This window comes from Pseudoalteromonas luteoviolacea NCIMB 1942 (assembly GCF_001625595.1).
Classification (GTDB): domain Bacteria; phylum Pseudomonadota; class Gammaproteobacteria; order Enterobacterales; family Alteromonadaceae; genus Pseudoalteromonas; species Pseudoalteromonas luteoviolacea_A.
Window position 1 is genome coordinate 16260 of the sequence record NZ_AUXT01000196.1, and the last position, 25189, is coordinate 41448.

20 protein-coding genes are annotated in these 25189 nt (G+C 43.8%); 12 read left to right on the top strand and 8 right to left on the bottom strand.

What is annotated here, in order from left to right:
• Nucleotides 1-41 precede the first annotated feature (41 nt).
• The 5 genes from N482_RS18860 (at nt 42) to N482_RS18880 (ending at nt 5190) form a co-directional block, all read left to right on the top strand.
• Nucleotides 42-1685: a methyl-accepting chemotaxis protein gene (locus tag N482_RS18860; RefSeq protein ID WP_063378527.1), complete on the top strand. Its 1644-nt coding sequence runs from the start codon at nt 42-44 to the stop codon at nt 1683-1685.
• Between the two features lie 126 nt (nt 1686-1811).
• A complete protein-coding gene (locus tag N482_RS18865) occupies nt 1812-2228 on the top strand; it encodes a BLUF domain-containing protein (protein ID WP_063378528.1) in 417 nt (138 codons plus the stop codon).
• 43 nt (nt 2229-2271) lie between these two features.
• The gene (locus N482_RS18870) at nt 2272-3963 is read left to right on the top strand and encodes a methyl-accepting chemotaxis protein (RefSeq protein ID WP_081228087.1); all 1692 of its coding nucleotides are present in this window, start codon (nt 2272-2274) and stop codon (nt 3961-3963) included.
• A gap of 217 nt (nt 3964-4180) precedes the next feature.
• Complete coding sequence (gene lspA, locus N482_RS18875) at nt 4181-4675, top strand: signal peptidase II (protein WP_063378529.1); 495 nt, start codon at nt 4181-4183, stop codon at nt 4673-4675.
• 101 nt (nt 4676-4776) lie between these two features.
• Nucleotides 4777-5190 carry a carboxymuconolactone decarboxylase family protein gene (locus N482_RS18880; protein WP_063378530.1) on the top strand — a complete coding sequence of 138 codons (414 nt, stop codon included), beginning with the start codon at nt 4777-4779 and terminating at the stop codon, nt 5188-5190.
• Here the strand turns inward: N482_RS18880 and N482_RS18885 are convergent.
• From N482_RS18885 to N482_RS18895, 3 genes are all read right to left on the bottom strand, one after another.
• Nucleotides 5187-5663 carry a DUF1842 domain-containing protein gene (locus N482_RS18885; protein WP_063378531.1) on the bottom strand — a complete coding sequence of 159 codons (477 nt, stop codon included), beginning with the start codon at nt 5661-5663 and terminating at the stop codon, nt 5187-5189. The two genes, N482_RS18880 and N482_RS18885, sit on opposite strands and share 4 nt — an antisense overlap.
• Nucleotides 5664-5797: 134 nt before the next feature.
• Complete coding sequence (locus N482_RS18890) at nt 5798-6352, bottom strand: PepSY-associated TM helix domain-containing protein (RefSeq protein WP_063378532.1); 555 nt, start codon at nt 6350-6352, stop codon at nt 5798-5800.
• Nucleotides 6353-6360: 8 nt separating this feature from the next.
• Nucleotides 6361-6801, bottom strand: a complete 441-nt coding sequence (locus N482_RS18895) for a DUF4920 domain-containing protein (protein ID WP_063378533.1) — start codon at nt 6799-6801, stop codon at nt 6361-6363.
• A 220-nt stretch (nt 6802-7021) separates the two neighbouring features.
• Here N482_RS18895 and N482_RS18900 point away from each other — a divergent pair, with 220 nt between their 5' ends.
• Complete coding sequence (locus N482_RS18900; protein WP_063378534.1) at nt 7022-9262, top strand: TonB-dependent receptor domain-containing protein; 2241 nt, start codon at nt 7022-7024, stop codon at nt 9260-9262.
• A 108-nt stretch (nt 9263-9370) separates the two neighbouring features.
• Here N482_RS18900 and N482_RS18905 read toward each other — a convergent pair whose 3' ends face one another.
• From N482_RS18905 to N482_RS18915, 3 genes are all read right to left on the bottom strand, one after another.
• Nucleotides 9371-9760 (bottom strand): YbaN family protein, encoded by a 390-nt coding sequence (locus tag N482_RS18905; protein ID WP_063378535.1) that lies wholly within the window; start codon nt 9758-9760, stop codon nt 9371-9373.
• 216 nt (nt 9761-9976) lie between these two features.
• On the bottom strand, nt 9977-11206 hold the full coding sequence (locus N482_RS18910) for a hypothetical protein (RefSeq protein ID WP_063378536.1): 1230 nt from the start codon (nt 11204-11206) through the stop codon (nt 9977-9979).
• A 348-nt stretch (nt 11207-11554) separates the two neighbouring features.
• A complete protein-coding gene (locus N482_RS18915) occupies nt 11555-12811 on the bottom strand; it encodes a hypothetical protein (protein ID WP_063378537.1) in 1257 nt (418 codons plus the stop codon).
• A 166-nt stretch (nt 12812-12977) separates the two neighbouring features.
• On the opposite strand from N482_RS18915, the gene N482_RS18920 reads away from it, so the two are divergent.
• The 6 genes from N482_RS18920 to N482_RS18945 all read left to right on the top strand — a co-directional run bounded on the left by N482_RS18920 (nt 12978) and on the right by N482_RS18945 (nt 21871).
• Nucleotides 12978-14936, top strand: coding sequence for a methyl-accepting chemotaxis protein (locus N482_RS18920; protein WP_063378538.1), 1959 nt, complete (start codon nt 12978-12980; stop codon nt 14934-14936).
• Between the two features lie 134 nt (nt 14937-15070).
• On the top strand, nt 15071-15922 hold the full coding sequence (locus N482_RS18925; RefSeq protein WP_063378539.1) for a D-hexose-6-phosphate mutarotase: 852 nt from the start codon (nt 15071-15073) through the stop codon (nt 15920-15922).
• A gap of 67 nt (nt 15923-15989) precedes the next feature.
• Nucleotides 15990-17372: a sigma-54-dependent transcriptional regulator gene (locus N482_RS18930; RefSeq protein ID WP_063378540.1), complete on the top strand. Its 1383-nt coding sequence runs from the start codon at nt 15990-15992 to the stop codon at nt 17370-17372.
• Complete coding sequence (locus N482_RS18935) at nt 17362-18645, top strand: sensor histidine kinase (RefSeq protein WP_063378541.1); 1284 nt, start codon at nt 17362-17364, stop codon at nt 18643-18645. The genes N482_RS18930 and N482_RS18935 overlap by 11 nt, the downstream gene beginning before the upstream one ends.
• Nucleotides 18646-18746: 101 nt before the next feature.
• Nucleotides 18747-18989 carry a hypothetical protein gene (locus N482_RS18940; RefSeq protein WP_063378542.1) on the top strand — a complete coding sequence of 81 codons (243 nt, stop codon included), beginning with the start codon at nt 18747-18749 and terminating at the stop codon, nt 18987-18989.
• A 65-nt stretch (nt 18990-19054) separates the two neighbouring features.
• Entirely contained in the window at nt 19055-21871 is a 2817-nt protein-coding gene (locus tag N482_RS18945) for a TolB family protein (protein ID WP_063378543.1), read from the top strand.
• Nucleotides 21872-21944: 73 nt separating this feature from the next.
• Here the strand turns inward: N482_RS18945 and N482_RS18950 are convergent, their stop codons facing one another.
• Both N482_RS18950 and N482_RS18955 read right to left on the bottom strand, forming a co-directional pair.
• Nucleotides 21945-23756 (bottom strand): PKD domain-containing protein, encoded by a 1812-nt coding sequence (locus N482_RS18950; protein WP_063378544.1) that lies wholly within the window; start codon nt 23754-23756, stop codon nt 21945-21947.
• 116 nt (nt 23757-23872) lie between these two features.
• Complete coding sequence (locus N482_RS18955) at nt 23873-25027, bottom strand: tetratricopeptide repeat protein (protein WP_081228089.1); 1155 nt, start codon at nt 25025-25027, stop codon at nt 23873-23875.
• Nucleotides 25028-25189 lie beyond the last annotated feature (162 nt).

Here is a 25189-nt window from a genome sequence, read left to right on the forward strand (position 1 = left end):
GACCTAAATTTACAGAGCGGATGTGACAAAAAGGTGCATTAATGAATTTTCTAGCTGGGCTCACAATACGACAGAGACTGTCTGTTGGTTATGGCGCAATATTGTGCTTGATGATATTGCTGACGGGAATAGGGATCAAAGACGTTAACTTTATTGATGACACCTTGGCAAAAATGACCGACATTAACTCGGTAAAGCAGCGCTATGCCATTAACTTTAGGGGCAGCGTTCACGACACCGCCATTGCCATTAGGGATGTTGCCATTACCAACTCAACGACTGAACTCAGTGAGTTTGAGCAAGAAATCATGCAATTAAAACGTTTCTACGTTGAGGCGGAAAATAGCATGGCACAGATGAAATCGCGGGGGGTGCCATTTAATGATAAAGAGCGCCGAATTTTGAAAAGCATTGAAGACATCAAAGTGACGACACGCCCTCTTGTCGAAGAAATCATCGCGCTTAAGCGTGCTGGGAAAGAGGTGGATAATATGGTGCTACATCAAGCGCGCCCGGCATTTATCACTTGGCTTGCACGTATCAACGAATTTATTGACTACCAAGAAGAAGCGAATCAAGTGGCGACGCCAGAAGCGCGAGACGTGGCGGGCGGTTTCGCACAATTTATGATTGCTGCAACGTTGTTGGCAATTGCCGTTAGCGTGTTTATCGGGCTTATGATTGCAAAAAGTATTAGAGAGGCGTTGGGTGGTGAGGTTCGCCAAGCGGAGCAGGCTCTGTCGTCCATTGCACAGGGGGACTTGACTCAGCATGTGGCCACCGATTACCCCAACAGCATGTTGGCAAAGCTGTTTGAAATGAAATTACAGTTAACCGAAATTGTCTCGAATGTCGTAGGCGGTGCATCGGATCTTGCTGAGCAAGCCAAGGTCGTGTCATCCGGATCAGACGATATACATGCAGCCGCTCAGCAGCAAGCGTCCTTGACGCAACAAACCGTTGCCCGGTTAGAACATTTGCGTAATAGCATCGACCACGTCAGCGAGCTGACCACCAAAACTGAAGAAAACTCAGAATCTACAGTGCAATTTGCAGATAAAGGGCGTGATGCAATCGCGGCCAGTGCCACAGAAATTGTACGTATAGCAGATACCGTCAATGCCACAGTCGCACAAATTAAAAAATTGGAAGCCAATACTGAGCAAATAGGCGGCATCGCCAATGTGATTAGCGGGATTTCCGAGCAGACGAATTTGCTCGCGCTCAATGCAGCGATAGAAGCTGCACGTGCCGGTGAGTCTGGGCGCGGGTTTGCCGTGGTAGCTGATGAAGTGAGGCAGCTTGCGAAGCGCACTGGCGAAGCGACTGCACAAATTGAAGCCATGATCGGGGAAATCCAAAAAGAAACGTCGGCATCTGTTGAGGCAATGGAGCAAACACAGCCGCAAGTTGAAAATGGTAAGGCGCTGATCCAAGAGGCGACAGAGTTATTGAAAAACATTGATGCGCAAGCCAGTGATTCATTGCAGCGGGTACGTGAAGTTGTGCAGGCCAGTGCTGAACAAGTCAGTGCGATTTCTGAGGTGTCTGATGTAATGAGTTCAATTTCTGCGATGTCAGATAACGCCATTGAAGTGACAGAAACCAATCGCAATGCGACCCAAAAATTAGATGCACTGTCAGCTGGTATGCACAGTGCAATTAGCTTTTTTAAGGTGCGGTAATTGCTAGTCACTGATTTTGATACACACTTGGTATTTTAAAAGCCTGTGTGCTAGATGTTAAAAGGCGTATAAGAACTAAAATCTGAGTAAAGCCGTTAAAAACGATATCGTGCGGAGTGTTAATTCATGTTTCAGCTAGTTTATATCAGTAAAGCAAAAAAGCGACATACAGAATTAGAACTAGCCAAAATGATGAATAAATTTCGCCAACGTAATGTCGCAAACGGGATCACGGGCCTACTGCTTTATGATGGCAGAGGCACCTTTATTCAGCTGCTGGAAGGTAAAAAAGAGGAAGTTCGGGCCCTATTTGAAGTGATATCAAAAGACCCACGTCATGAGCGCATAAATAAATTGCACGAGCAAGCTGTACCAGAGCGCGTATTTGCACATTGGAAAATGGGGTTCAAGTGCCTAAATAGTAAAAAGGTGTGCGATGACGAAGGGTTTTCGGAGTTTTTAACTCAGGACGATAAATACGCATTTTTGCAAAGTCACCCGGAGTTTTCGGTGCAGTTACTTTGCTATTTTAAAACATGTTGAGTGTCGAGCAAGCTCACACTCAATAAGATAAGGCGTCGTGTGTATGAAACATCTTAATATTGCTAAACGTATCTACCTAATGGCTGGGGTGCAACTTAGCATGCTATTACTTGTCAGTGTCATTGCTTTGGTACAAATGGCCAAAATAGGGTATGAGCTGATAGATATCGCAGAGGAAGATATTCCATTGAATAACTTTCTTACGCAGATCACCGAACATCAATTAGAGCAAGCAATTTTATTTGAACGATTGCTGTTATATAAATCGTTGTCAGACAGCGGTGCACAAGGTTATGACAGTAAAGTGCAGCAACTGTCTCAGAAACTGCTCACTTCGATGGTAAAAGTGGAAAAAGAAATTGATGACACCTCGGCCTTTTCAGCACAAGCAATTACTATGGCGCATTCTGAAAAGGCTGCCAACAAGTTTCGCGAAGTGCAGCAAGAGCTTAAGGTCATCACAAACCACTATGCCCAAGCTACCCAAGATATTAAGCAGCTGTTAAATCAATTGCCCAATCAGACCATTTTGGAGCTAATGCCGCTGGCTAAAAAAATTGAAGAAGAAGAAGATCAGCTCAAAGATGAGCTGATTGCAGTACTTGCAAATGTACAGGCGTTTACACAAAAAGCGACATTAAAAGCAGAGCAAGACGAAATTTTAGCGATTAAGCTGATATCGGTTTCGGCCTTTGGTGCATTAATCGTTGCACTGGTTGCGGCCTTTATTATTAGTCGCTCAATCACCACTCCAATTGACGGGCTTATTGTTCGATTGAAGTCGGTGGCCAGTGGAGACGGCGATCTGACGGTAATGCTAGATGAGTCGGCAAAAGATGAAACTGGCGTGATGGCGCGAGAGTTTAATAAATTTATAAGTGGTTTGCGTGCAACCATTATGAGTACAAATGATGTGGTGCGCAGTTTAGGAGACTCTTCAGAGTTGGCGATGAGTGTGATGCGCCAAACCGAAAAGAGCGTCACGGAGCAAAAAAACCAGACTGAAATGGTCGCCGCTGCGGTGTATGAGATGACCACTACAACGCAGGATATGTCAAAAAGTACCGCACACGCCGCAGAAGCCACCGCTAAAGTGCGTGAAAAGGTGCAAACGGGTAAACAAATAGCAACGCAGACTAATCAAATAATCGAAAACCTGGTTTCCGAGCTAAACCTCGCCTCGGATGACATCGCAGAGCTAGTGGAAGAAACCAATAATATCAGCTCTGTGTTAGAGGCCATTCAAAGTATCTCTGAACAAACTAACTTACTGGCATTGAACGCCGCAATAGAAGCCGCGCGTGCTGGTGAAAGTGGTCGAGGGTTTGCTGTGGTTGCCGATGAGGTGAGAACTTTAGCTACACGTACGCAATCATCAACCGCTGATATTCAAGACTTATTAGACCGGTTAAAAACGGAAGCTAATAAAGTGGTTAATAGTATGGAAAAAGGCAAGGTGAGTGCCCATAACTGTTTTGAAAAGAGCGAAAAAACGCAGACGATGCTTGATGAAGCATCAGGGGCGATAGAGCAAATCAATGATTTGAACACACAAATTGCGACGGCAACAGAGCAGCAATCTATGGTCGCGGTCGATATAGATAAAAATATCAACAACATTAACGAGCTGGCCAAAGAAACCGCACAGGGGGCGAGCGAAACCGCCGATGCAAATCAGAATATTGCGAAAAGAATCATAGATTTACATACCAATTTTAACCGTTTTGTGACCTGATATTCACGATCTCAAGCAATGCGCCATATTGAAAGCGGTATCAACATGGCGTGATTTTATTACTTAAAGCATTGATAAATAGAATAAAAATAATATTGTCAAGAGGTTTGTCTGTTTGTCTGTTTGTCTGTTTGTCTGTTTGTCTGTTTGTCTGTTTGTCATTTTATGTTCACTAATGGCTTTTTATAGTGAAGTATTGAGCTACGGGAGCATAACGATGACTGACAATAAGACGGTGTACATTTCTCTGGTATGTGCAATTTGCTTGCTTATCGACCAAGGTACTAAATGGTGGGCAAGTTGCTATTTAGTGGCATGGCAAATGACAAGTTACTGGGGTGATTTAATCAGAATTGGTTACACCGAAAATTTGGGTGTTTTTTTAAGCCTTGGCGCCAACTTCACCCCCACTGAGAGAACATTGTTATTTGTTGTTGCGGTAGGGATCTTTTTAATGGCACTGATGGGGTACATGCTCAGAACACGCGATTTAACTCTGCTTCAGCTCACGTCACTCTCACTGATATTTGCTGGTGGTGTAGGCAATTTAATTGACCGAGTTGTGAATCAAGGCGCGGTTATCGACTTCATTAATGTTGGGGTTGGCTCTTTGCGCACCGGTATTTTTAATATCGCTGATGTGACTATTATGATTGGTGCTGTCATCATTATTTTGGCTACGCCAATTGGGGCAGTAAAATCAGTGATGTAACTTTTTAAAATACTAAAAATTACATGGATGTCGTAAATATCCAATTTTTTACCTGAGGCAACTTTTAAGCTCTTTATCAGAACATAAATAAGGAGCTTAAAATGATTTCACAACCGCATTTACTTACCCAATATCCCTACATTCACAAAGCGTTGGGTGGATTGAGTGTTCAGGCCGAGCAGTGTTTAGCAGGATCAACCGTGCATTTAATCATGCTTTATATATCGCAATTAAACGGATGTAAGTACTGCCAAATAATGCACGAAGATGCACTAAAAGATACCACCAGTCATGAGCAATTTATGCGCTTTCGCGCAGCGCTTGCAGAGTCCAATTTGGCGCTGTTGCCTGAGTTTGAAGCGTCTGCTTTGCGACTCGCCAAGCAGGTTACAGAAATTAAGCCCGTGACAGAGTTTGATAATACGCCACTAGATGAAAAGCAATACCTTGCTGTCATAGCCATTACTTTGCAAATCAATAGTTGGAATCGTATTGCTATTGGCTTGAATTTTTAGTGCTTATGGGCATTTTTGACTTGGATGGCAAGCTGCGATAGATCTGCGATATTGCTGTGGTCCACTTGTCTTACGGGCAATTGGTCGATGGTTTGCCAACCCTTTGTTATGGGATCAATGTAACTTAAGCCTGCTTCGCCCACTTGCCAGTTATCATCAAGCAGTATGTTTAACTTGGTATTGTGGGTGGTTTTACATGTTGGCGGTATCCCCAAGCAAGGTTGATGCCCTAACAAATCAAGCGCGATATAGCACTTTTCGGCCGCTCGCTGATAGTGAAACTCGCCGTAAAGATTGGAGATGATATCTTGCTCTGACGCGGCAGGAATAAACACTTTACCGCGTCCTGAGATAGTTTTATTTCGCACATAAACAAGCAGGGATATATTAAAATGCACCTGCTCCTTGGATTTGTTACCAAGAAAGAAGTTGGCCAGAAACAAGCCTTGAATACTGGATTGTGAGTTTAGCATGGAGCACCTCACTCTCAGAGAATTATAAAAGCTGCGCAAACTGTCAGCACCCTAGCTTTTAATTTTAGTCAGTGAGCTTGAGGGGCGTTATTACACATTATTACACCCTGCACAATGTTAGGTTCGCCCTAGGTCTAACTTGAATAAAAGGCAACAAAACCGATTGGCGCGGCAAACCCTGCTAAGACCAGCAGCCCTCTGGGACCCCAAACCCCTTTTTTACCTTTCACCATAAAGAGCGATGACAAAGCCAAATAGATCAGTAAGAATGCATAGAAGTCAGAAAACCACATCCAAGCTGCTCGTGCTTCATTTAGGTGCAAAAAGTTCAATTGGCGAAGTAAAAATCGTGGCTTTACTTGCTCGACTAAGACTTGGTTTGTATGTGGGTTTAAGTAAAGCGTGGTACCTTCCAAAAATAGTTTATAAGTATTTCTATCTTGCCAAAAGCGTGCTTTAACAGGGTTCGATAGCGCGAGCTCTCGAAGTAGCCAAGCTTCGAACTCTGGTGTTTCGAGCTTATCACTGTTGAACTGGAGTGTATGACTTTCTCTAGATACTTGGTAATTAGAGTTAAATTGATGAATATGATTAAGCGCAATACCAGAGATAGCAAATACCAATGTCATTCCAATACAAAAGTAGCCAATATCGCGATGTAAGCTGCGATTGAGTTTAAACCAAGACATACTAAACCTTAGTCCTCAATTGTCACTGCAATAGGCGTAAATAGGTGTAAGGTTTCAGGTTTATCAACGGGTTCTAGTTGTTGCGCTTGACGCCTTTTATTGGTTTGCTCCAAAGATAAAGGAATGAGCTTTAATGTACCAGTTGCATACGCTGTTTTCCCTTGAGCTGTCATCGGGAACACCATATCACCATCACGGACTTTGACCATAAGTGTTTGAAACTTCTCATCGCTGGCCAGTTGCATCCAACAGCCGCGCTTTTGACACACTCGTGTCACGGTGCCTGCAATGGTTGCTGACCCAGTGGTATAGCGCTGTGCATCTTTGAGCAAGGTTGAAATGGGTAACAGCTTTGATTTGTCTGCACCGCCATTATACGTTTTACTGTTTGCGTCCATACTCAGCATCAGTGCTAGCAAAAAAATAGCTGATATTAAACTTGTTTTCATAGTGTTCCCTGTCTCGCTAATCAAATTTTGAGGTGTTTTACGTTACGCTAAAATCGAAGTGATTGTAAATTACCCATGCGATTTTCTTAGTCTATGTGTTCCGATTTATTTATAACTATAAGTTATTTGCTTATTGCGTTATGCGTTTAGTTTAATTATTCTAATTAAGTATTTCAAATGCGATTTATAATTATTATCATTTAGATAGGTGAATAAGGACATGAAACTCACTCTTTCTGCGCTCAGTATTAGCGTTTTGGGCGCGCTCAATGCGCCTGTAAGTTATGCGCAAACAACAAAACCAAATCAAATAGACGATGTGATTGAAGTTCACGGTCACAAATTATCTGTGATTAACAAAGACGCAGCTGGTTCGATAACCGCAATGGACAGCGAGGCGATGTCACGACGCCAGCAAGCCGAATTAACTCAAATCTTGCGGGAAATTCCGGGCGTCGAGCTCTCTGGTAGTGTCACTCCACTTGCTGCACAGCCAAGTATTCGTGGTTTGTACGGCGAACGCATTCATATTTCTGTGGACAATGTAAAACGTAAAATTGAGTCCGATGGCAATGAAAATATTACTGCAATCAACAGCTTGGGAATTGACCCAAGCCAATTAAAACAAGTGCAGGTGCTGAGAGGTGCTGATTCACTCACAGTGGGCTCTGGTGCCATTGGTGGTAGCATTCGCCTGGTCACTAAAGATGCCAGTGATTACCTGAGTAATCAGATGGGTTTCGGCTCGCAAATAACGCTTACACATCAAAGTAACTCAGACAGTAATTTCGTTTCAGGTTCGCTATTTTCTCTGAGCGAAAATATGGATACTGTGCTACATATGAGCCGTGTGACCTTTTCAGATATTGATGTAGTTGGATCGAGTGCAGCAGGCACAGATGCGCAAGAAGTCGATGAAGTCGCGCGCTTAGATAAGATTAAAAATGACTCAGAGCGTCAGAATATCGCATTAAAAAATACGTGGTTTATCAGCAAAGGTCATAGTTTGCAGAGCAAAGTAGATTGGTCTGAAACACGCTCCGATGATCAGCCTTATAGATTAAATGCCAGTTACGGGCTTGCTTACCCCACACTCAGCGAAGACTTTAATAACGACTACATTGAAGTGACGTCGACCTACGTTTATCAACCCGATAACCGCTATATCGATTTCGACGCACAGCTCGTGTACTCAGACAAAGACTATGAGAAACAGACGATAGGCTACATTACGCGCGGCGAGCGTAAGATTGATTTTTCTCGTCGCAAACAAGGCGGTACAAAGCGTTATGGAGTAAGGCTGGCTAACTTGTTTGACTTGAGTAACGACTTTGACCACCAGATTGCGGTAGAGCTAAATTATGACTACGAAGAGTCTGGCCAATCAGAGTTTGCGCCAGATGAAGGCGTCAGTACGAAGTACGGTGATAGTGATGCCCATAACTTGTCACTGTCTGTGATAGATCAGGTGTCTTTATTAAACGACAAACTATTAATGACGGCGGGTATTCGTTATGACAGCTACAAGCGCAGTAATGACCTCTATACGCAGTTTGATGAGCATGACGACGGTGAGCTGTCCAATGAACTGGGTCTGACATTTAAAGCCACCCAGCACATTAATATATATGCAAAATATAGCGAAGCATTCCGCGCACCTTCGGCGCAAGAGTTGTACAAAAAAGATGAATGGCGCTGTCATATCGGTGGCAAGTTCTGCTATTACGAACCTCAGCCGAATTTAAAGCCAGAGAAGTCTGAAAACCTAGAAGGTGGCTTTGGTGTCTTTTGGGATGAAATGAACTGGGGCGACACGTTTGAGCTAAAAGTGATTTACTTCGACAATGAGATAGTCAACTTTATTGATAACGTGCCCTTTATGTACTATTACGATGACAGTGGCGAAAAGCAGCAGGGCTCGCCGGGGCCTCAGCCTGCAAATGGGGTTCCTGTTGCGACACATCGGGATTATAGTGCAAAGAATATAGGCAAACTGATCAGCCGAGGCTGGGAAGTTGAAATGCACTATGAACTGGGCAAGTTTACCAGCTACGTTGGCTATTCAACAATCAACATGGACGCTTATGGCGTACCAAACTTTTTTCTTGGCACGGTTGATGTCAATAAACAGCCATACTCTGAAGCACCAGCCGATAAGCTAAATCTCAGCCTGCAATATCAGATACTGGATAACTTTGACTTGGGTGCACAAATGCTGGCTTATCGCTCTCAGCGACGATTGACTGAGTTCTACCTAAGTCGAGGCTATGGCACTGACTCTTATCAGCTTTTCAATCTCACGGCAAAATATCAAGGCACTGGTAGTTTATCTGGGCTAGTTGTTCGAGCAGGTATTGATAATCTAACCGATGAGCGCTATGTTCGTGCACCAGCAGGTGAGGCGAGCGATCCTAGTGAGCTAGGTCGTAATTATAAACTGACTCTAAATTATACGTTCTGATAATAAAAATCCCACACATGCAACTAAGTGTGTGGGTCATTTCCTACCTAGTTAAACATATATCGAAGCGCTAACCCAATATCCAAGCGCGGGTATAGTGCGCTAAATTCAAGTGTTGGTGACCGGTGGTTGCGAAGGGCGTGTGAGTAGATAAGCTAACACCGAGACTTCGATTATGGACACAATCACCAATACATACCAAGGCGCTTGACTAAAGCACAATAAAATATAGCCAAGGAGCATGCCAATACTTGCCCCCCATTTACCTTTGGGTGGAACAACTTGATGCTCTCTCCAAGCGATAAGAGAGGGGCCAAATTTAGGATGAGTCAGCAGCCAGTTTTCAAATTTTGGTGATGAACGGGAGAAGCAAGCCAATGCAAGAATAAAAAAAATGGTGGTTGGCATGACAGGTAGTGCCATACCGATAAAACCTAAGCCAACAAAAATGATTCCCGCAGCATGTAACCAGAAACAGCGATTGAAGAGCTTTTTCATACTGGGCTGTTTCTCCTGTGTTAAAAAGTGACCTGTGCACCTGCGGAAGTTTGATCACTCGCTTAAACATACGAATAATACAAAGTCGAACACATGTTATTTTAACAGCAGTTGCTTTTCCATTATAGACGAAAAGCGCAGTAATTTATTCTGATATAGCGAGCTGGGTGTTGATTGTCATGCAAATATGGAGAATTTGCATGACAATATGAAGGGCTAGAAGTAGTAGCCTATGTTGATGTTGAAGCGGCGCTCAACATCTTCATTTTGTCCAGATATGGACCCGCCGACAAATGGCTGATTCTTAGCGTGAACAAGATCAATGTATGAGAAAATAGGACCTGCGGTGACAGCGACTCCGGTAACATTCATCCATGTATTCGCCGAATCATCTAACTTGTTGTAGATAGTACCAAAATCATTATATATCTGTAGGTGTGTGACGGGGCCATAATTGACGGACCAGTTATAGGCGATATTGGCACTCGACATGGTGGCCTCTGTCGGCATGGTGTCGTAAGTAGCATTCGCTGCAATCGCAATTCTATCTATATTATCGAGTTGGTAATTATACTTGCCGTGCTGCAGTTGCAAATTCCAGTTTCCGAACTGGCTGTTCATATGCAGCGCCCACGCTTGGTATTCTCCTGCACTGTATTGGCCGTCATGCAGTCCACCGCTCAGTACTGACATGCCCAGTGCGGTTGAGCCTGCAAAATGTTCTAGATGGTAATGGTAGCGTGCAACAAAGGTATTCTGCTCTGCTAGCGGTGTTTTAGGCGCATCATAGATTCCTTCACTTGCATCTCTGATACCAACAATATCGATTGAGTAGCGGTCTTTGCGGTCCTCTACATAGCCATCAATACCACCGAGTTCATCATTTTTGAAAAAGCCCAGATCAAGCTGCCAGTTGTCGGCAACTTTACGCTTCATAACTAGCCCCATATCATAATCGTCTTCCAAACCCACAAAGTAGTTAGGGCTCATAAAGAAGCTATGTGAGTTGTATGGATCGTTGCCAAATGGAACTTGGGTTAATCCAAGTTGTGCCTGCCACTGTGGCGTTACATCATAATCGAGATAGGCATATTTCACGACGCTCATATAATCGAAGAAACGAATTTCGGCGTTTAACCCGATGTCTGCAACCTCGCCTGAAAAGTTAAAGCGAAATACATCAAAATCAAAGTCTCCACCTCGGTTCTTGGCATCTTCATCGTAGGAGTTAGTTGAGTAGTTTACTCGAATTGCACCACCCACTTTTATACCTGAATCGTATTGTTCTTGCTCTGTTTGTTGCTGTTCGATTTTTTCAATTTTTTGCTGCAGCTTAGCAAGTTGCTGCTTCAATGCAGAGAGCTCATCGGTGTTTGATAATGCGACGGTTGGTACCATCAAAAGAGTGCTGCACAAGGCTAAAGTATGTCTGGTACTTCTTGACATTGGTTAGATAATCCGAGGGGTGAGGTTTAACAAAGGCGCAAGCCTAACCCACAAAATATATGTGTGCAAATTGGGGAAGTTTGCATCTTTTGTCGGGTTGTAAGTGGCTTGTATCTATGTGGTAACAAGCATAATAAAATGTCAGATTGTTGCGTATTAATTGTTATGGTTTGGAACCATTAAAGTGTGTGTAAATTAAACCAGATTTACAAAAATATTAATAAAAAACATGTGTCTATGCCTTGCTCTGTAAATAAGTTGCAACCTAGAGAACAATATCCTAATTACGGAAAAAAATTGCGCTTTAGCGAATAAATTTGGCCTCTTTTCCTAAGAGGCATCATGTGTTCAAAAGTAGTAACCAAAGTTTAAGTTAAAACGGCGTTCAGTATCGTCGCTGTCACCTGCAATTGAGCCACCGACAAAAGGCTGGTTTTTTGCATTTACAAAGTCTAAATAAGAGAAGAAAGCACCAGCAGACATAGACACTCCAGTCACATTCATCCAAGTGTCACTGCTGTTGTCAGATTTATCATAGATTATGCCAAAGTCGTTATAAAACTGCAGAGAGTTAATTGGGCCCAGTTTTACTTTCATACTATATGCAATGTTCACATTGGACATGGTTGCCTGTGCCGCGATTGAGTCGTAAAACGCGTAGGCACCCACAGCAATGCGCTCAACGTTGGCGATGTTATAGTCATACTCACCGTGTTGTAGTTGCAAATTCCACGGGCCAATATTAGCGTTTAAATGTACCGCCCACGCTTGGTAATCACCCGCCTTTGAAACCCCATTATGCAAGTCACCCATCAAACCAGAAACGCCTAATTCTGTGGTACCGCCGCTGTGTTTGAAGTGGTAGCCATAGCGCCCAGAAAAGGTATTGTACTCACCAAGTGGTTGTGTGGGGTCGTCATAGATGCCATCTGTGGGGGTTCTAAAGCCAACAATGTCATAAGAATAACGGTCGCTGCGGTCCTCTACGTATCCATCTACACCGCCTAGTTCATCGTTTTTAAAGAAACCGAGATCGAGTTGCCAGTTATCGGCAAGTTTACGTTTGAACAGCACACCCATATCATGGTCGTCTTCAAGCCCAACATAATAGGTTGTGCCAAAAAACCAGCTGTGGGAGTTGTATGGCCAGTTACCGAATGGCACTTTGGTTAAGCCAACTTGTGCTTGCCAATCTTGGGCAAAGTCGTAATAGAGGTAGGCATATTTTACCGCAGTCATATAATCGAAATAACGCCACTCGGCATTTATACCAAAGCCGCCAATGTTGCCTGAAAAATTTATCCGAAATACATCTAACTCAAAATCGCCGCCCCGATCTTTATTGTCATCATCGTATGATGTATGACTGAAGTTTGTGCGTACTGCACCGCCCACTTTAACGCTTGGTTTTGAGGCGTTCCCTTTAGCCTTGGCTTTTTGCTTAGCCTCTGCTTGCTTGGTTTTTTCAAGCTGGGTGATCCGCTGTTGTAATTTGAGCAGTTGCTGTTTGAGCTCTGCCAGCTCTTCATCAGAGGCTAAAGCGGGTGTAGCGCCCGTTAGCAGTAAAAGTGTGATGGCTAGACATGCTTTGGTATTGAGCGGCATGGGAGGACGTCCGTAAATAACAGTGGCTATTGCTCCTAAGCGTAGTTGACTATTTATTAGTTTGCACATTGGGATTAAGCGCCGACCTAACTGAAAATTTTTAATATTTTTGTATAGTTGAGGATCTACAACTATATTTTTTGAATGCTCACAGGAAGTTTTCGCTATGAATATTTCGCAAAAGTTACGTCTCGCATTCATCACTGCCATTGTTGTACCGCTAGTCATTATTGCCGCCATTGTGATCAGTCAAACTCGACAGCTTGCCATTGATAAATTTATTGAAATGAGCAGCCGTGAGGCTCAGCAAATAGACAATGGGATCAGCATGTTTTTTGATGAAGTTGCGAAGAATGTCACTTATTTATCCGGCCACCCAGATGTGCAAAATGGCGGCTCTGATGTTTCCGTATACATTGATAATCCCAGTGCAAAACAAATGACGCCCGATACGGGCACAGCCGTGGAGCAGCGATTATTTGACTTATACAATCAGTTCGGCAGTTCCCACCCCGGTATTTCATACATTTACTTTGGCAACCCTGAAGGGGGTTATATTCAATGGCCTAAAGGGCAGGTGAGTGCACAATATGACCCCCGTGTAAGGCCTTGGTACACCACAGGCAAGAGCGCGAGTGGACAAACCTCACTGACAGATGCCTACTATTGGGAACCCGACGATACGGCGATCATTTCAACGGTAAAAGCAGTGAAGTCTAATGGCCAGTTTATCGGAGTTCAGGGCATGGATGTCTCTTTAAAGGGCTTAACCGATATTATCAAGAGCATTAAATTAGGTGAAACTGGTTATTTGATGTTGGAAGAAGATACCGGCACGATTTTAGTGAATGCAAAGCATCCTGATTACACCTTTAAACACATCGACGAAGTAGAAAATGGCTTGTATCGTGAGCTAAATCGCAGCCCCGACGGACTGTTTGAAATTACCATAGGTGGTACTGAGTACTTTTCAAATATTTATACCTCAAAAACACTGGGCTGGAAATTCATTGCCTTTGTGGAACAGCAAGAAGTGATGAGTACGGCCAACAATATGATGTGGACACTCATTGTGATTAGCTTTGTATTAGTGGCTATTTTCATTGTGTTGGCAACGTATATTGCGGGCTTACTTTCAGGGCCGATTGTGAATGTGAGTGATGGCTTGACGGCGATATCTCAAGGTGGGGGGGACCTAACCAAGCGGTTGGACGTGAATACACAAGATGAAACGGGCAGATTAGCTGAGAGTTTTAACCAATTTCTCAATTTGATAGCGCAGCTGGTACAGCAAATAAATCACTGTGCTCAACAGGTCAATCAAACGGCTCTGGCAACGGCAGGGCAAGCTGATGAATTAACAGGCTCCACAAGTTCACAACAACAAGCGTTGGAAATGGCCGCAACGGCAATCAACGAAATGGCAGCCACAGCTAACGAAGTTGCATCTAGTTGCGCTAATGCTGCAGAACTTGCTACGCAAACGCAACATGCGTCTGAACTTGGCCAAACCGTGATAACGGAAACTGTTCATAGTGTGGCGGATCTGTCTGATGTGATTAACCGTGCCACAACGGACATCACAAAGCTCGACAGTGAAAGTGAAAACATTATGTCGATCTTGAGTGTGATCCGTGGGATAGCTGAGCAAACTAACTTATTAGCACTCAATGCGGCAATTGAAGCGGCCAGAGCCGGGGAGCACGGAAGAGGCTTTGCGGTCGTGGCCGATGAAGTGCGGGCTTTGTCACAACGTACCTCTGAATCAACAGAAGAAATTGCCTCCCAGCTAGACAAGTTACGCAAAATGACAGAAGGGGTGTCGAGCGATATGAAAAACAGTTTAACTAGGACGGAAAAAACCGTTGAGCTAACACACTCTGCTCAAAATCAATTTATCGAGATAACCCAGTCGATTCAGAATATCAGTGATTTAAATACTCAAATTGCCACGGCGGCAGAAGAGCAGCAGCATGTTGCGGAAGATATCAATCGAAATGTCGTAGATATTAAAAATGCCGCAGATAGTGTCAGTGCGATTGCTAATGACACTTGTGACAATGGGGAAAAAATGACGGGCTTGTCGCATCAGCTCACGGAACTGGTTGGTAAATTTAAAGTTTGAGCAAATAAAAATGTAAAAACTGCCGCTATTTTGAACAAAATTGTTGAAGATCATTCATAGTGTGTAATTGTGGTTTACTCGGTTAAAGTGGGTCGGTAATGTAAGGATAGTTAGAGACAATTGATAGGTGGATCATGGAATTTTCCGAATCGGTAAAATTAGCAAGAACCGAGACTGGACTGGAGTATTTTGAGGTAAATAGTCCATTATGCCAAGCAAAGATTTTTCTTCAGGGGGCGCAACTTACGGAATTTATTCCGACTGGTAAAGCTGATTTGATGTGGGTATCTGCTGATGAAGATTATCAAGAGGGAAAATCAGTCAGAGGCGGTATTCCTATTTGCTGGCCTTGGTTTGGTACGCATGAAAATCCAGACTGGCCAGCGCATGGTGTAGCGAGAAAGGTCGTTTGGCGGGCAGAGAAAGTCATTGAAACAGCACAAGCTGTCAGAATTTCTTTGTCTTTACCCATGGTTCTGGTAGACGACACATATTGGCCCCATGAATCTAGACTAGAGGTCGAGTTTATACTGAGCGATGCATTAGAGGTGAGGCTGACCAATACCAACTTAGGCAGCGAGCCATTTTCACTGAGTCAAGCCTTACACACCTACTTACCCACATCAGATATTAAGGCAACGCAAGTCGATGGACTTCAAGGTGCACAATATATCGAATTTGGAGACGGGCCGTTTAAGCAGGACAACATCGTTGAGTTTGCCCGTGAAACCGATATGGTGTACACACAAGCGGCACCCGTACAAACAATTCGCACGCCGAATGGCGTTATTGAAGTCTCGCGAGAAAACTCCGCTTCTTGTGTTCTTTGGAACCCGTGGATTGAAAAGTCTAAACGTTTGAGTAACTTCCAATACGAAGAATACTTGGGCATGTTGTGTTTGGAAGCTGCCAATGTGTTAGAAGACATGGCAACGGTCGAGCCGGGTCAAAGCCACACTCTAATGACAAAAGTTCGCTGGCTGTAATCTTTTCGAATCTGCTTGATTGGCGTATCCTAGCGATATTTAAAGGTTGGGATACGCAGTATTAACGATGACTGTATTGATCATTGACGACAACGTAGAAGTGCGACTCAGCATCGCTTACTTCTTAGAAGATCAGGGCTTTGATGTCATTGAAGCCGAATCTCCTGATATTGCTAAACAATTACTGAGTGTAAAAGCGATATCACTTATTTTACTCGATATGAATTTCACGCGGGATACCACCTCTGGTGAAGAAGGCTTGGGCTTTTTAAGTTGGTTGCATACTAGACCTAAGTCACCTGCGGTAATTTGCCTGACAGGTTGGGGGAGTGTCTCACTTGCCGTTCAGGCATTGCAATTAGGTGCCAGTGATTTTATTGAAAAACCTTGGCAAAACGACGAGTTACTCGCCTCAATTCAACAACAGAAAATCCTAAGCCAGCGCCAAGAAACACACTTAGCAGACTGTAAAACGCGGCTGTCTAGTACAATAAAAAATCAGCGTAGGTATGCTTGGCAGTCGCCGATAATGCGATCTTTGGAATCTAAATTAGCTCGGATAGCGAAAACAGATGCGGCCATATTACTGTGTGGAGAAAGTGGTGTGGGCAAAAGCTATGTGGTTGAAGGCTTGCATACACAGTCCCTCCGGGCAGGCGGCCCCTTGGTGAGTGTTAACGTGGGGGCTTTATCTGCTAGCCTGTTCGAAAGCGAGCTATTCGGTCATGTGAAAGGAGCATTTACGGATGCGAAAGCTGCTCGAGATGGCCGTTTCACGATCGCCGATGGCGGGACACTTTTTTTGGACGAAATCGCTACGCTATCTCTGCCTTTGCAAGCCAAACTTTTGCGAGTATTAGAGTCAGGAGAGTATGAAGTACTAGGTAGTAGTGAAACGTTGCGAAGTGACGTACGTGTGATTTGTGCGACTAATGCCGATCTCAATACGTTGGTTGAACAAGGTACATTTCGCAATGACTTGTTGTATCGCATTAACACCTTTGTTTTTGAGCTTCCTCCTCTGCGACAGCGAAAAGAGGATATTGTGCCTTTTGCGCAATATCTATTGGCACACCACGCGATTAGATACCACATGACAACGAAGCCACTCAGTAGTGAAGTGGTGGCGGCATTGCAGAGCTATCCTTGGCCTGGCAATATTCGCGAACTCAGTCATGTAATGGAACGAGCGTTATTAATGAGTGATGGTGGCCAAATTGAGTTACGTGATTGCCAGCTGCGCTTGGCAAGACCAATTGCAGGGCATAAAACACAAAGTGGCACTTTATCTCCACAGGAACAAACGCTCGCAGACATTGAAAAGGCCGCGATTTCGAGGGTATTGTTTGAGGAAAATGGTGTGGTGGATAGTTCTGCTAAACGTTTGGGTATCAGTAAATCCTCGCTATACAGAAGGCTCGATAAATACGGGCTAAAAAATGAAAGCTAACTTGGAGCGTGAAATACAGCTGTATATGCTGGTGTTGAATAGTCTTGTCATCATACTGCTGTTTGTGATGACTAATTTTATGTTGCCTTCACCTTACATTGCATTGGCAATTAGTGCCGCTGCTTTTATGGCGTTACAGGCAGTTTCACGACAGTTAAATAAGCGGATTGTTGGGCTATTTAAACGCGCAAATATGCAACTTGAAGCCATGCAGCAAAGCGATTTTAACCATCAGTTAAAGCCGCACTTTATTTCTGGTGAAGTGGCTGAGTTTGAAGGTAGGTTAGTTGCGCTATGTGAGCAATTGCATCGGGATAAAGCAAAATACAATCGCCAACTATTCGTTGTTTACCAATTGATTGATAAATTACCTAGTCCGATTTGGATATTCGATGAGAATGACCAACTCAGCTACGCGAACGCAGCTTTTGAGCTGATTTATCATATACCCTGGCAAAGTGCTAAGGGGCGCACAAGTGAGCAGTTAGAATTGGTGAATCAACACGGAGAGTGGTGCTTTAAACACAATGCATTGCGCAATAACTGGGCCTTAAACAGCAGTGAGTTTTTTGAGGAAGGCCGACGCCATCATTTGATCATTGCAACCGATATTCGTAAAGCACTAAGGCATCAAGAGTTAGCTGCTTGGCAGCGACTGCTCAGAGTCATTGGCCACGAAATACATAACTCGTTGTCGCCGATCAGTTCATTGGCGCAAAGTCTGATGGCGAAAGTGACACAGCCACGGGACCGTAATGCGCTGACTGTTATTGAGCAGCGTAGCGCCCATATTCAGCAGTTTGTGTCTCGTTATAATCAAATCGCCAAACCGTTAGATTTACGTCGAGAAAAAGTAGTGTTATACGATTTATTGATGTCTATCAAAAAGCTATTCAGTGAAATGTATGATGATCAACACATCGACTTGGACTGTTCTGTGCGTCTTTGCTATTGCGATCCTCAGTTGCTTGAACAAGTATTGATCAACCTCCTTAAAAATGCTTTTGAGGCGAATTTAACCCAGCATCCTAGAGGAAGCTTAGTGCAGCTTAGTGCGGTTTATCAGGCAGCACACATAGTGATTTCAATTGTTGATCAAGGAGGAGGGTTTGCGAATATAGACAATGCTATGACGCCTTTTTACTCAACCAAGTCGAGTGGTCAGGGAATTGGTATTACGTTAAGCCGACAAATAGTCGAACAGCATGGCGGAAGCTTTTCAGTAAGCAATGGTTTACACGGAGCAGAAATAAAAATCACTTTACCCAATTGATAATAATTCTCATTACTATATAATTCAATTCCTATCTCAGAGTGGTTGTGCACTGCGCATGAACCATACAATGGCTTGGCTAACGCTGCGAGGAGTGCATTATGTTAGTGTTGTATCCGTTTTTAGCTTTTCTGCTCATGACTTTTGTTCTTAAGAACATGCAACTACCTAGTCATACCAAGCTATGGTTGAGCCGCTTAAGTGTATGGAGCGTCGCGGCAGCTATGGCGGTGGCGAAGTTTACACTTGGTTTAAGTGTCCTGTTTTCGATGGTGGCATTTGTCGTTGTCGGTGCCATTTTAACGCTGTTTACTTCTCTAGGAGCGATGGCTCGTAACGATTAACCCTTTCGTGAGTGCGAAAATTGGCTTACTGTTCATTAGTAAGATAATTGTGCAAGGGATAATCAATGCAAAAAGGCATGCTACTGTGGTTTGTGGCTGGGCTTTGGATGAGCTCGTTTTTGGCACATGCCAGTGAATGGCAGACCATTTCCACGCAACATTTTAAGGTACACTTTCAATCTCAACATCAAATATGGGCTAAAGCCACTGCGTCTGAATTAGAGAAAGTACGGTCACATGTGCTGGCGCAACAATCCCGTGCACTCGATGTCATAACCGATGCCATCATCTTAGACCCCTTTAATTTACCTAATGGGTATGCGCTTCCCAGTTCTGATAGCCCTTTTATGGTGCTGTATGTTACGCCGCCGCAATCAGACATGGAAATCGCTCATCACCAAAGTTGGTTAGAGTTATTAGTGCTGCATGAATACATTCACTTGGTACATTTGTCTCAACCTAGCAGACACAGTTACAAACAGTGGCTGCGGGACTCAAATGACAGCTATGATCTGGCAATCGCGGCATTGCCACGTTGGGTCGCAGAAGGATACGCCACGCTGCAAGAATCCAAACTGACTGGTAAAGGTCGGTTGTTTGATAATTATAGTGAGGCTTTACTGCGAGCGTTTGCTCGTCAGGGGGCTTTATTACCCTATGCCGCATTGAACTTTGGTGACGGCAGTTATCGCGCTAGTGCAATGGCATATTTACTCGGATCTCGATTTTTGGCTTGGTTAGAAGCAGGTTACGGCCAAAAAACGTTGGACGCAGTGTGGACTCGAGTTGTTGCCGTTGAAGCTCGCAGTTTTGAATCTGCATTTAGTGGTGCTTTTGGCCAAACCGCGCAGCAGTTGTACCGTCGCTTTATTGCTGAGTTCACTTACCAAGCAATGCTAGAAGAGCAGCAGATGGAACCAGCTGTTGGTCATGAGTTTATGCGCTTTTCTTTTGCCGCTCGTGATATTCAACTATCGCCAAGTAAACGCAAATTTGTTGCGGTAGAAACGGATAAGCAGGGCAATACGCGCTTAAAAGTTTATGCCAGTGAGAAAAATGACGCTGCAATGGCAAAGTTTGCTCACCGCCAAGCTGCGTTGTTAGACCGCGACCCCAAAGATATACCAGATAGGCAACCAGATTCATTTTTACATGAAGTATTAGCCGCTTATACACCTATTAACTTTTCAGGTATCTCCCATCCACAATGGTTAGACGAAGAGACGCTTTATTTTGTAGCAAGCAATAAAACCAAATCAGGTAGTCGCATCAACGATTTGTATCGCTGGCATATTTCAAGTGATCAAGCGGTGCGCGTATCTCATGATTTGGGGGGGCGTCGATTTACTATCATAAATCAAACAGAGGTAATTGCTGAGCGTGTTTTAAATGGGTTCTCTCAATTGGTGCGCTTTAATTTTCAGACACAGGAAGTGACCCGTCTATATGAGAGTAAGTTGGATACCGTCTTTGATTATCCGGTATTAGATAGTTCGGGACGCCTGCTTGCTTTTATGAAGCAAACACCAGATCTCGGTTGGCAAGTGCATATTACGCCCATTGATGCGCTGCATAAGAAAGCTGACATAGTCCCGCTTCCTGAGAATACTCAATATGTTACTGCACCTAAGTGGCATGATGAATTGAATATGCTGTATTTTATTGCTGGACGCCAAGGCGCTTTAGGTATCTACCAGTATGATTTATCTGAGCGTTTATTACGTCAGCTCAATGCTGGACATCATGTATTTGAAGAAATAGTCGGCCACCTTGATGAGCAGCTATTATTTTTAGAGAGCACAGCCTATGGCACTAAGCTTTCTGCACTTTCAGAATCGGCGCAGCAGCAACCTTCAATCGTGACAACCCAAACACCTAGTAGCACGATGAAGCCTGATAAAGTGCAACCAGTGGATGAGTGGCTTATCGAGCCTTATCAAGCCTTAGACCAGGATTGGGCTGTGACTCTGGCTGCTCATGGCGCTTCAGCAAGCGAATACAGCTTAGGTGTCGGCATAGCGGGTTCGGATATATTGAAAAAGTACCGCTGGCAACTCGGTGCTAATGCAAGTCCTAGTAACGACTTTTTAAGAGGGGGCTATGCTGATCTGCAATATACTGCCGGCAATATTCAAATCCATAACACACTGAGGGTCTTTAATTTAAATCTCGACAAACAAGCGGGTGAGTGGCTGACAGAGCAAACGCACGTTGATGGTTGGTCAAACACATTTGAGCTCACTTTTTTACGAGAAGATGATAAATGGCGTTGGCAACCCAGTCTAGGTTGGCATGCTGAAAAGCATTCATCACAATTACACCGCAGTTATTGGCTCGGTAGCCAGCTTTCATATGTGCATGACCGGCAACCTTTCGCATTTGGGCTTAGCATGGGTGCGGCTCATATTTGGGGGAAAAATCAAGGGCATCAATTAACGCTAGGGGGTTATGTCAAGCTCTGGGAGTGGCCAGTTTTTTTGAAGTCCACCAATCGATATCGAACATCTGCGGCTTTGCATCTTGGGGGGTACGATGTAAACAGTATGTATAATGATATTGGTGCCACGATGGTACAAAGTGCCGAATTACCTTTTTTCTTTGCCACGGGTCAGCATTATTTAGGGTATGAATTTGCAACAAGCTGGAAACTCGGGATGCCACGCTTATTTATAAAGCGTCATCGTTTAGACAGCGAATTCGTCGCGCAAAGCTGGGGAGCAAAGTGGCAACTTGACTTGAGTCGCAAGGTATTGGGCTCGGCCGCACGGTTTGCGCCTGCTGGGGTGTCTAATTTACGTTTGGATATCGGACTAAGTCGAGTTGTCAGTGATGAGTTTGAAGACGAATGGCGCGCCTGGTTTGGTCTATGGCATGCTTTGTAAATTACTGGCGTGATATAAAAAGGCGGACCGACGTCCGCCTTAACAATTGGTTGGTTTGTTAGAACTAAATTACTTATTCAGTGTAGCTGGCAATGAGTTTTACGCCAGAATATGTGTTATATCCACGCAACATAACCCAGTATTTACCTGCGCCACTTATGATGTTACATGTTTCACTATTACCCCAGCGATAAGGGCGACAGTCATAAGTTGAGGTGGTCGGCTTCTCACCTTTTCTCACATACAGGTCGGCATCACCAGAGCCGCCAGAAATACTCACCGTAACATTAGATGCACCCACTGGTAGATCGAAATAGTAGAATACAGCATCAGATCGCGCACCGCTCAACCCTTCTTTTGCAACACCATTGATGAGCTTTGCAGGGTCGTTATTTGGGTCGCCTAATTGTATCTGTTTTGATGTTGTGGTTGATGCACCGCTTGTGTCTGTTACAGTTAGCGAGACAGTGTACTGACCATATGAAGCATAGTTGTGGCTTACGGTAGCACCAAAACCGTTGCTTGAATTGTCACCATAGCTCCACTCATATTGGCTAATTGTACCGTTTGGAGAGCTTGACGTACTGCCATCAAAACTACAATTTAGCGCGTTACAGTTGAATGAGAAATTAGCAACAGGCATTGGGTCGCCGGTGTTGTCGCCATCTGGGACTTGGTGATTGAAGTGTGATGCCACTTTTGGCCAAATCAAGCTAGCTTTTGCCCCTTTGTTAAGGCAGCCGCCTAAGTGATGTAGTGCAATAACTTTGTTTGTCGCCGCAGCCAATACCGGTGAGCCAGAAGATCCACCGATGGTATCACAGTAGTAGCCAAGATCAGTGCCTGTGCCTCTGCCATTGGCATTGGCATTGTTGACCGAGCATAGGCCGTCAGTGTCACGATCTGACTCGATTGATAACTCTTTTGGGTTGCCTGAACCATGTTGAGGGATATAAATTCGTTCACCTTGTGTTGCGTTACGCACATCTAATCCAAAGTAACCAAATGGTTGAGCTTTGGCGAAGTCGTTAATAGTGAACAAAGTATAATCAAGGGTATAGTCCGTCGAAAGGAAGTCTTTACCTGTAACTTTTATCACGGTCTCAAGTGTCGAGCCGTTACATGACGTATGTTGATAGTTAAACCACACCTCAGTGTTGGATAACTCTGATGCACTTTCTACACAGTGGTTATTGGTAAACATGCGGTTGTCTGGACCCACGCGCCAGCCGGTACATAATCCACTACCATTCATAAGCAGGCGTGCAACAGGACGGCTACGCTCAAACTCAGTAGGGTTGCTACTTGCCCAGCACTGTACGTCTTTTCTTTCCATCGCACCACATGTAGAGCTGATCCCGACGTCTGCTGCAGGGGCCGTCTGTAATTCATTTTCAATACCGTGGTCATAATAATCGATGATAGCGTTTTGACTTACTGTGTTCTGGGTGCCAGGTGTGTACTCTACAACTGCGGTATCAGCAGAAATAGACATGGCAGAGAAACTAGTGACACCATCATCGCCTTGGCTGAGTGTTGCCGCACGCATATTTTGTTCAGTGTATTCATAGCGCTCACTGCCATCTTCTGAACGTACCACCAGTTTGCCACCGCCAGCTAAGTTAATGTTTTTGAAATGTAGCTTTAAATAGCTTGCATTAGGGTGGGAGACTTTTTGAGTGATAACATGAGTCGCATTGTCACCAGAGAATGTCGCAATGGCTTGAGGCTGAATTTCTAAATTTAATTCAGCACGTTTACCAATGGTGGCCATGCTTGCTTTGCTGGTGTAGTGCATCATTTGTGCTTCGGTGAGCGCAGTTGTTTGCGCAACGCTACTCGCTGATGCGAGTGCGAGCGCTGATAGTAAATAACGAGTTTTCATTTATGTTCCTTGTTAGTGTGGTGTTGAATGAAAATTGAACATCCACAAAACAAAATAATCCTATAAAACCTAATTGTAAAGAAATTGATAATCAAATATTTTTATTGTGTGTATTTTTACTTGTTGTTTGGGATCGCATCTCGCTTAGCTTGAAAGAGCGCGCGCTTTTCAGGATCGGAAGATTTCTCAACCGCCAGTGCAAGTAAACGTTCTGTCATTTCGATTTCGCCTTTTGCGTAATAAATACGCGCAAGTTCGAAATAGGGATCGGGAATGTAGGGAGCCTCAATAATTACATCTTTAAGTTCTCTTATTGCTTTGTTAAATTTGCCTTTTTTTGCAGAGCGTTGCGCGAGCTGAATTTTGTCAAAAGGAGTTTTTGCGCTGCTGTCTAAGCTTGCTTCTAGATACTCAATAAGTACGTGGTCTGTTTGTGTTTTGGCCAATGATAGATAATTTGCCAGTAAGTTTTGACTGGTAAGTTGGTGCGTTTTTGCGTATCCAAAAATCTGTAATGCCTGGGCTTGCTGACCACTTCGGCGATGTAAAACGGCGGCAATGTTGATAAGCTCGGGGTCATAAGGGGTATAATGGAGTGCTTTTGTTAATAAACTGTAGCTTTTGTCGAGCTGCTCATCAAGCAAAGCATCAACGGATTTATTGGCGTAATATTTAGCAACTAAATCGTGGTAACTTGCCGTATCTATAAAAAAGCTATCTTGGGCAGGAAAGTAATCAACGACAGTGCCGGCGCGAATAATTTCAATTTCGTTTGGAGAAGTTGCTAATTTAGGTGCTAATAGCTTGGTGCGGAAGTGGTTTGAAATTAGGATGGTGTTATTGTCTTTGCGAAAGACGGGAATGGTCCCTACTTCTCTAAAGGTTGTCTCTACCTGCGCTAAATTGGCATATGCTTGCGTTAATATCGCCAGTGAAATGCAGTTTCCCTCATCTCGTGTTAAAGACTCTTGAGCTGTTAATGTTTCGCCGTCATAGGTGAACTTATCTAAGCGTTGCTCAAGGTAGTTAAAGACTGCCTTATCAGCCCGTATTCCTTGTTTTACCTCTCTATTGAAGTGGGTCATAAACTTCTGTTGTTCTTGTTCTGACAGCAAGAATATATCAGACTCTTCAATTGTTGGTTGAGGCAGAAATGTGTTTTCACTAAAGAGTGTGTTGACGCGAGGTATGGCTGTTTCAGGTACTTCTTTTGATATATTACAAGCACTTAACAGAAAAAACATAGGGAGTAGTACCAAGCTTTTCATCATAAAAATAGTTCCTTCAAGATGATAAACGACATCTAATTTATGTCACTAATTCGATTAATTATCAACAGAATAAAAATAAAAAGGAACCAAATGAAAGGAGACGAGTGTGCGATTCAGTGGACTGAACAACTCGTGCATGACTCAGATATTGCGCTGTTGCAA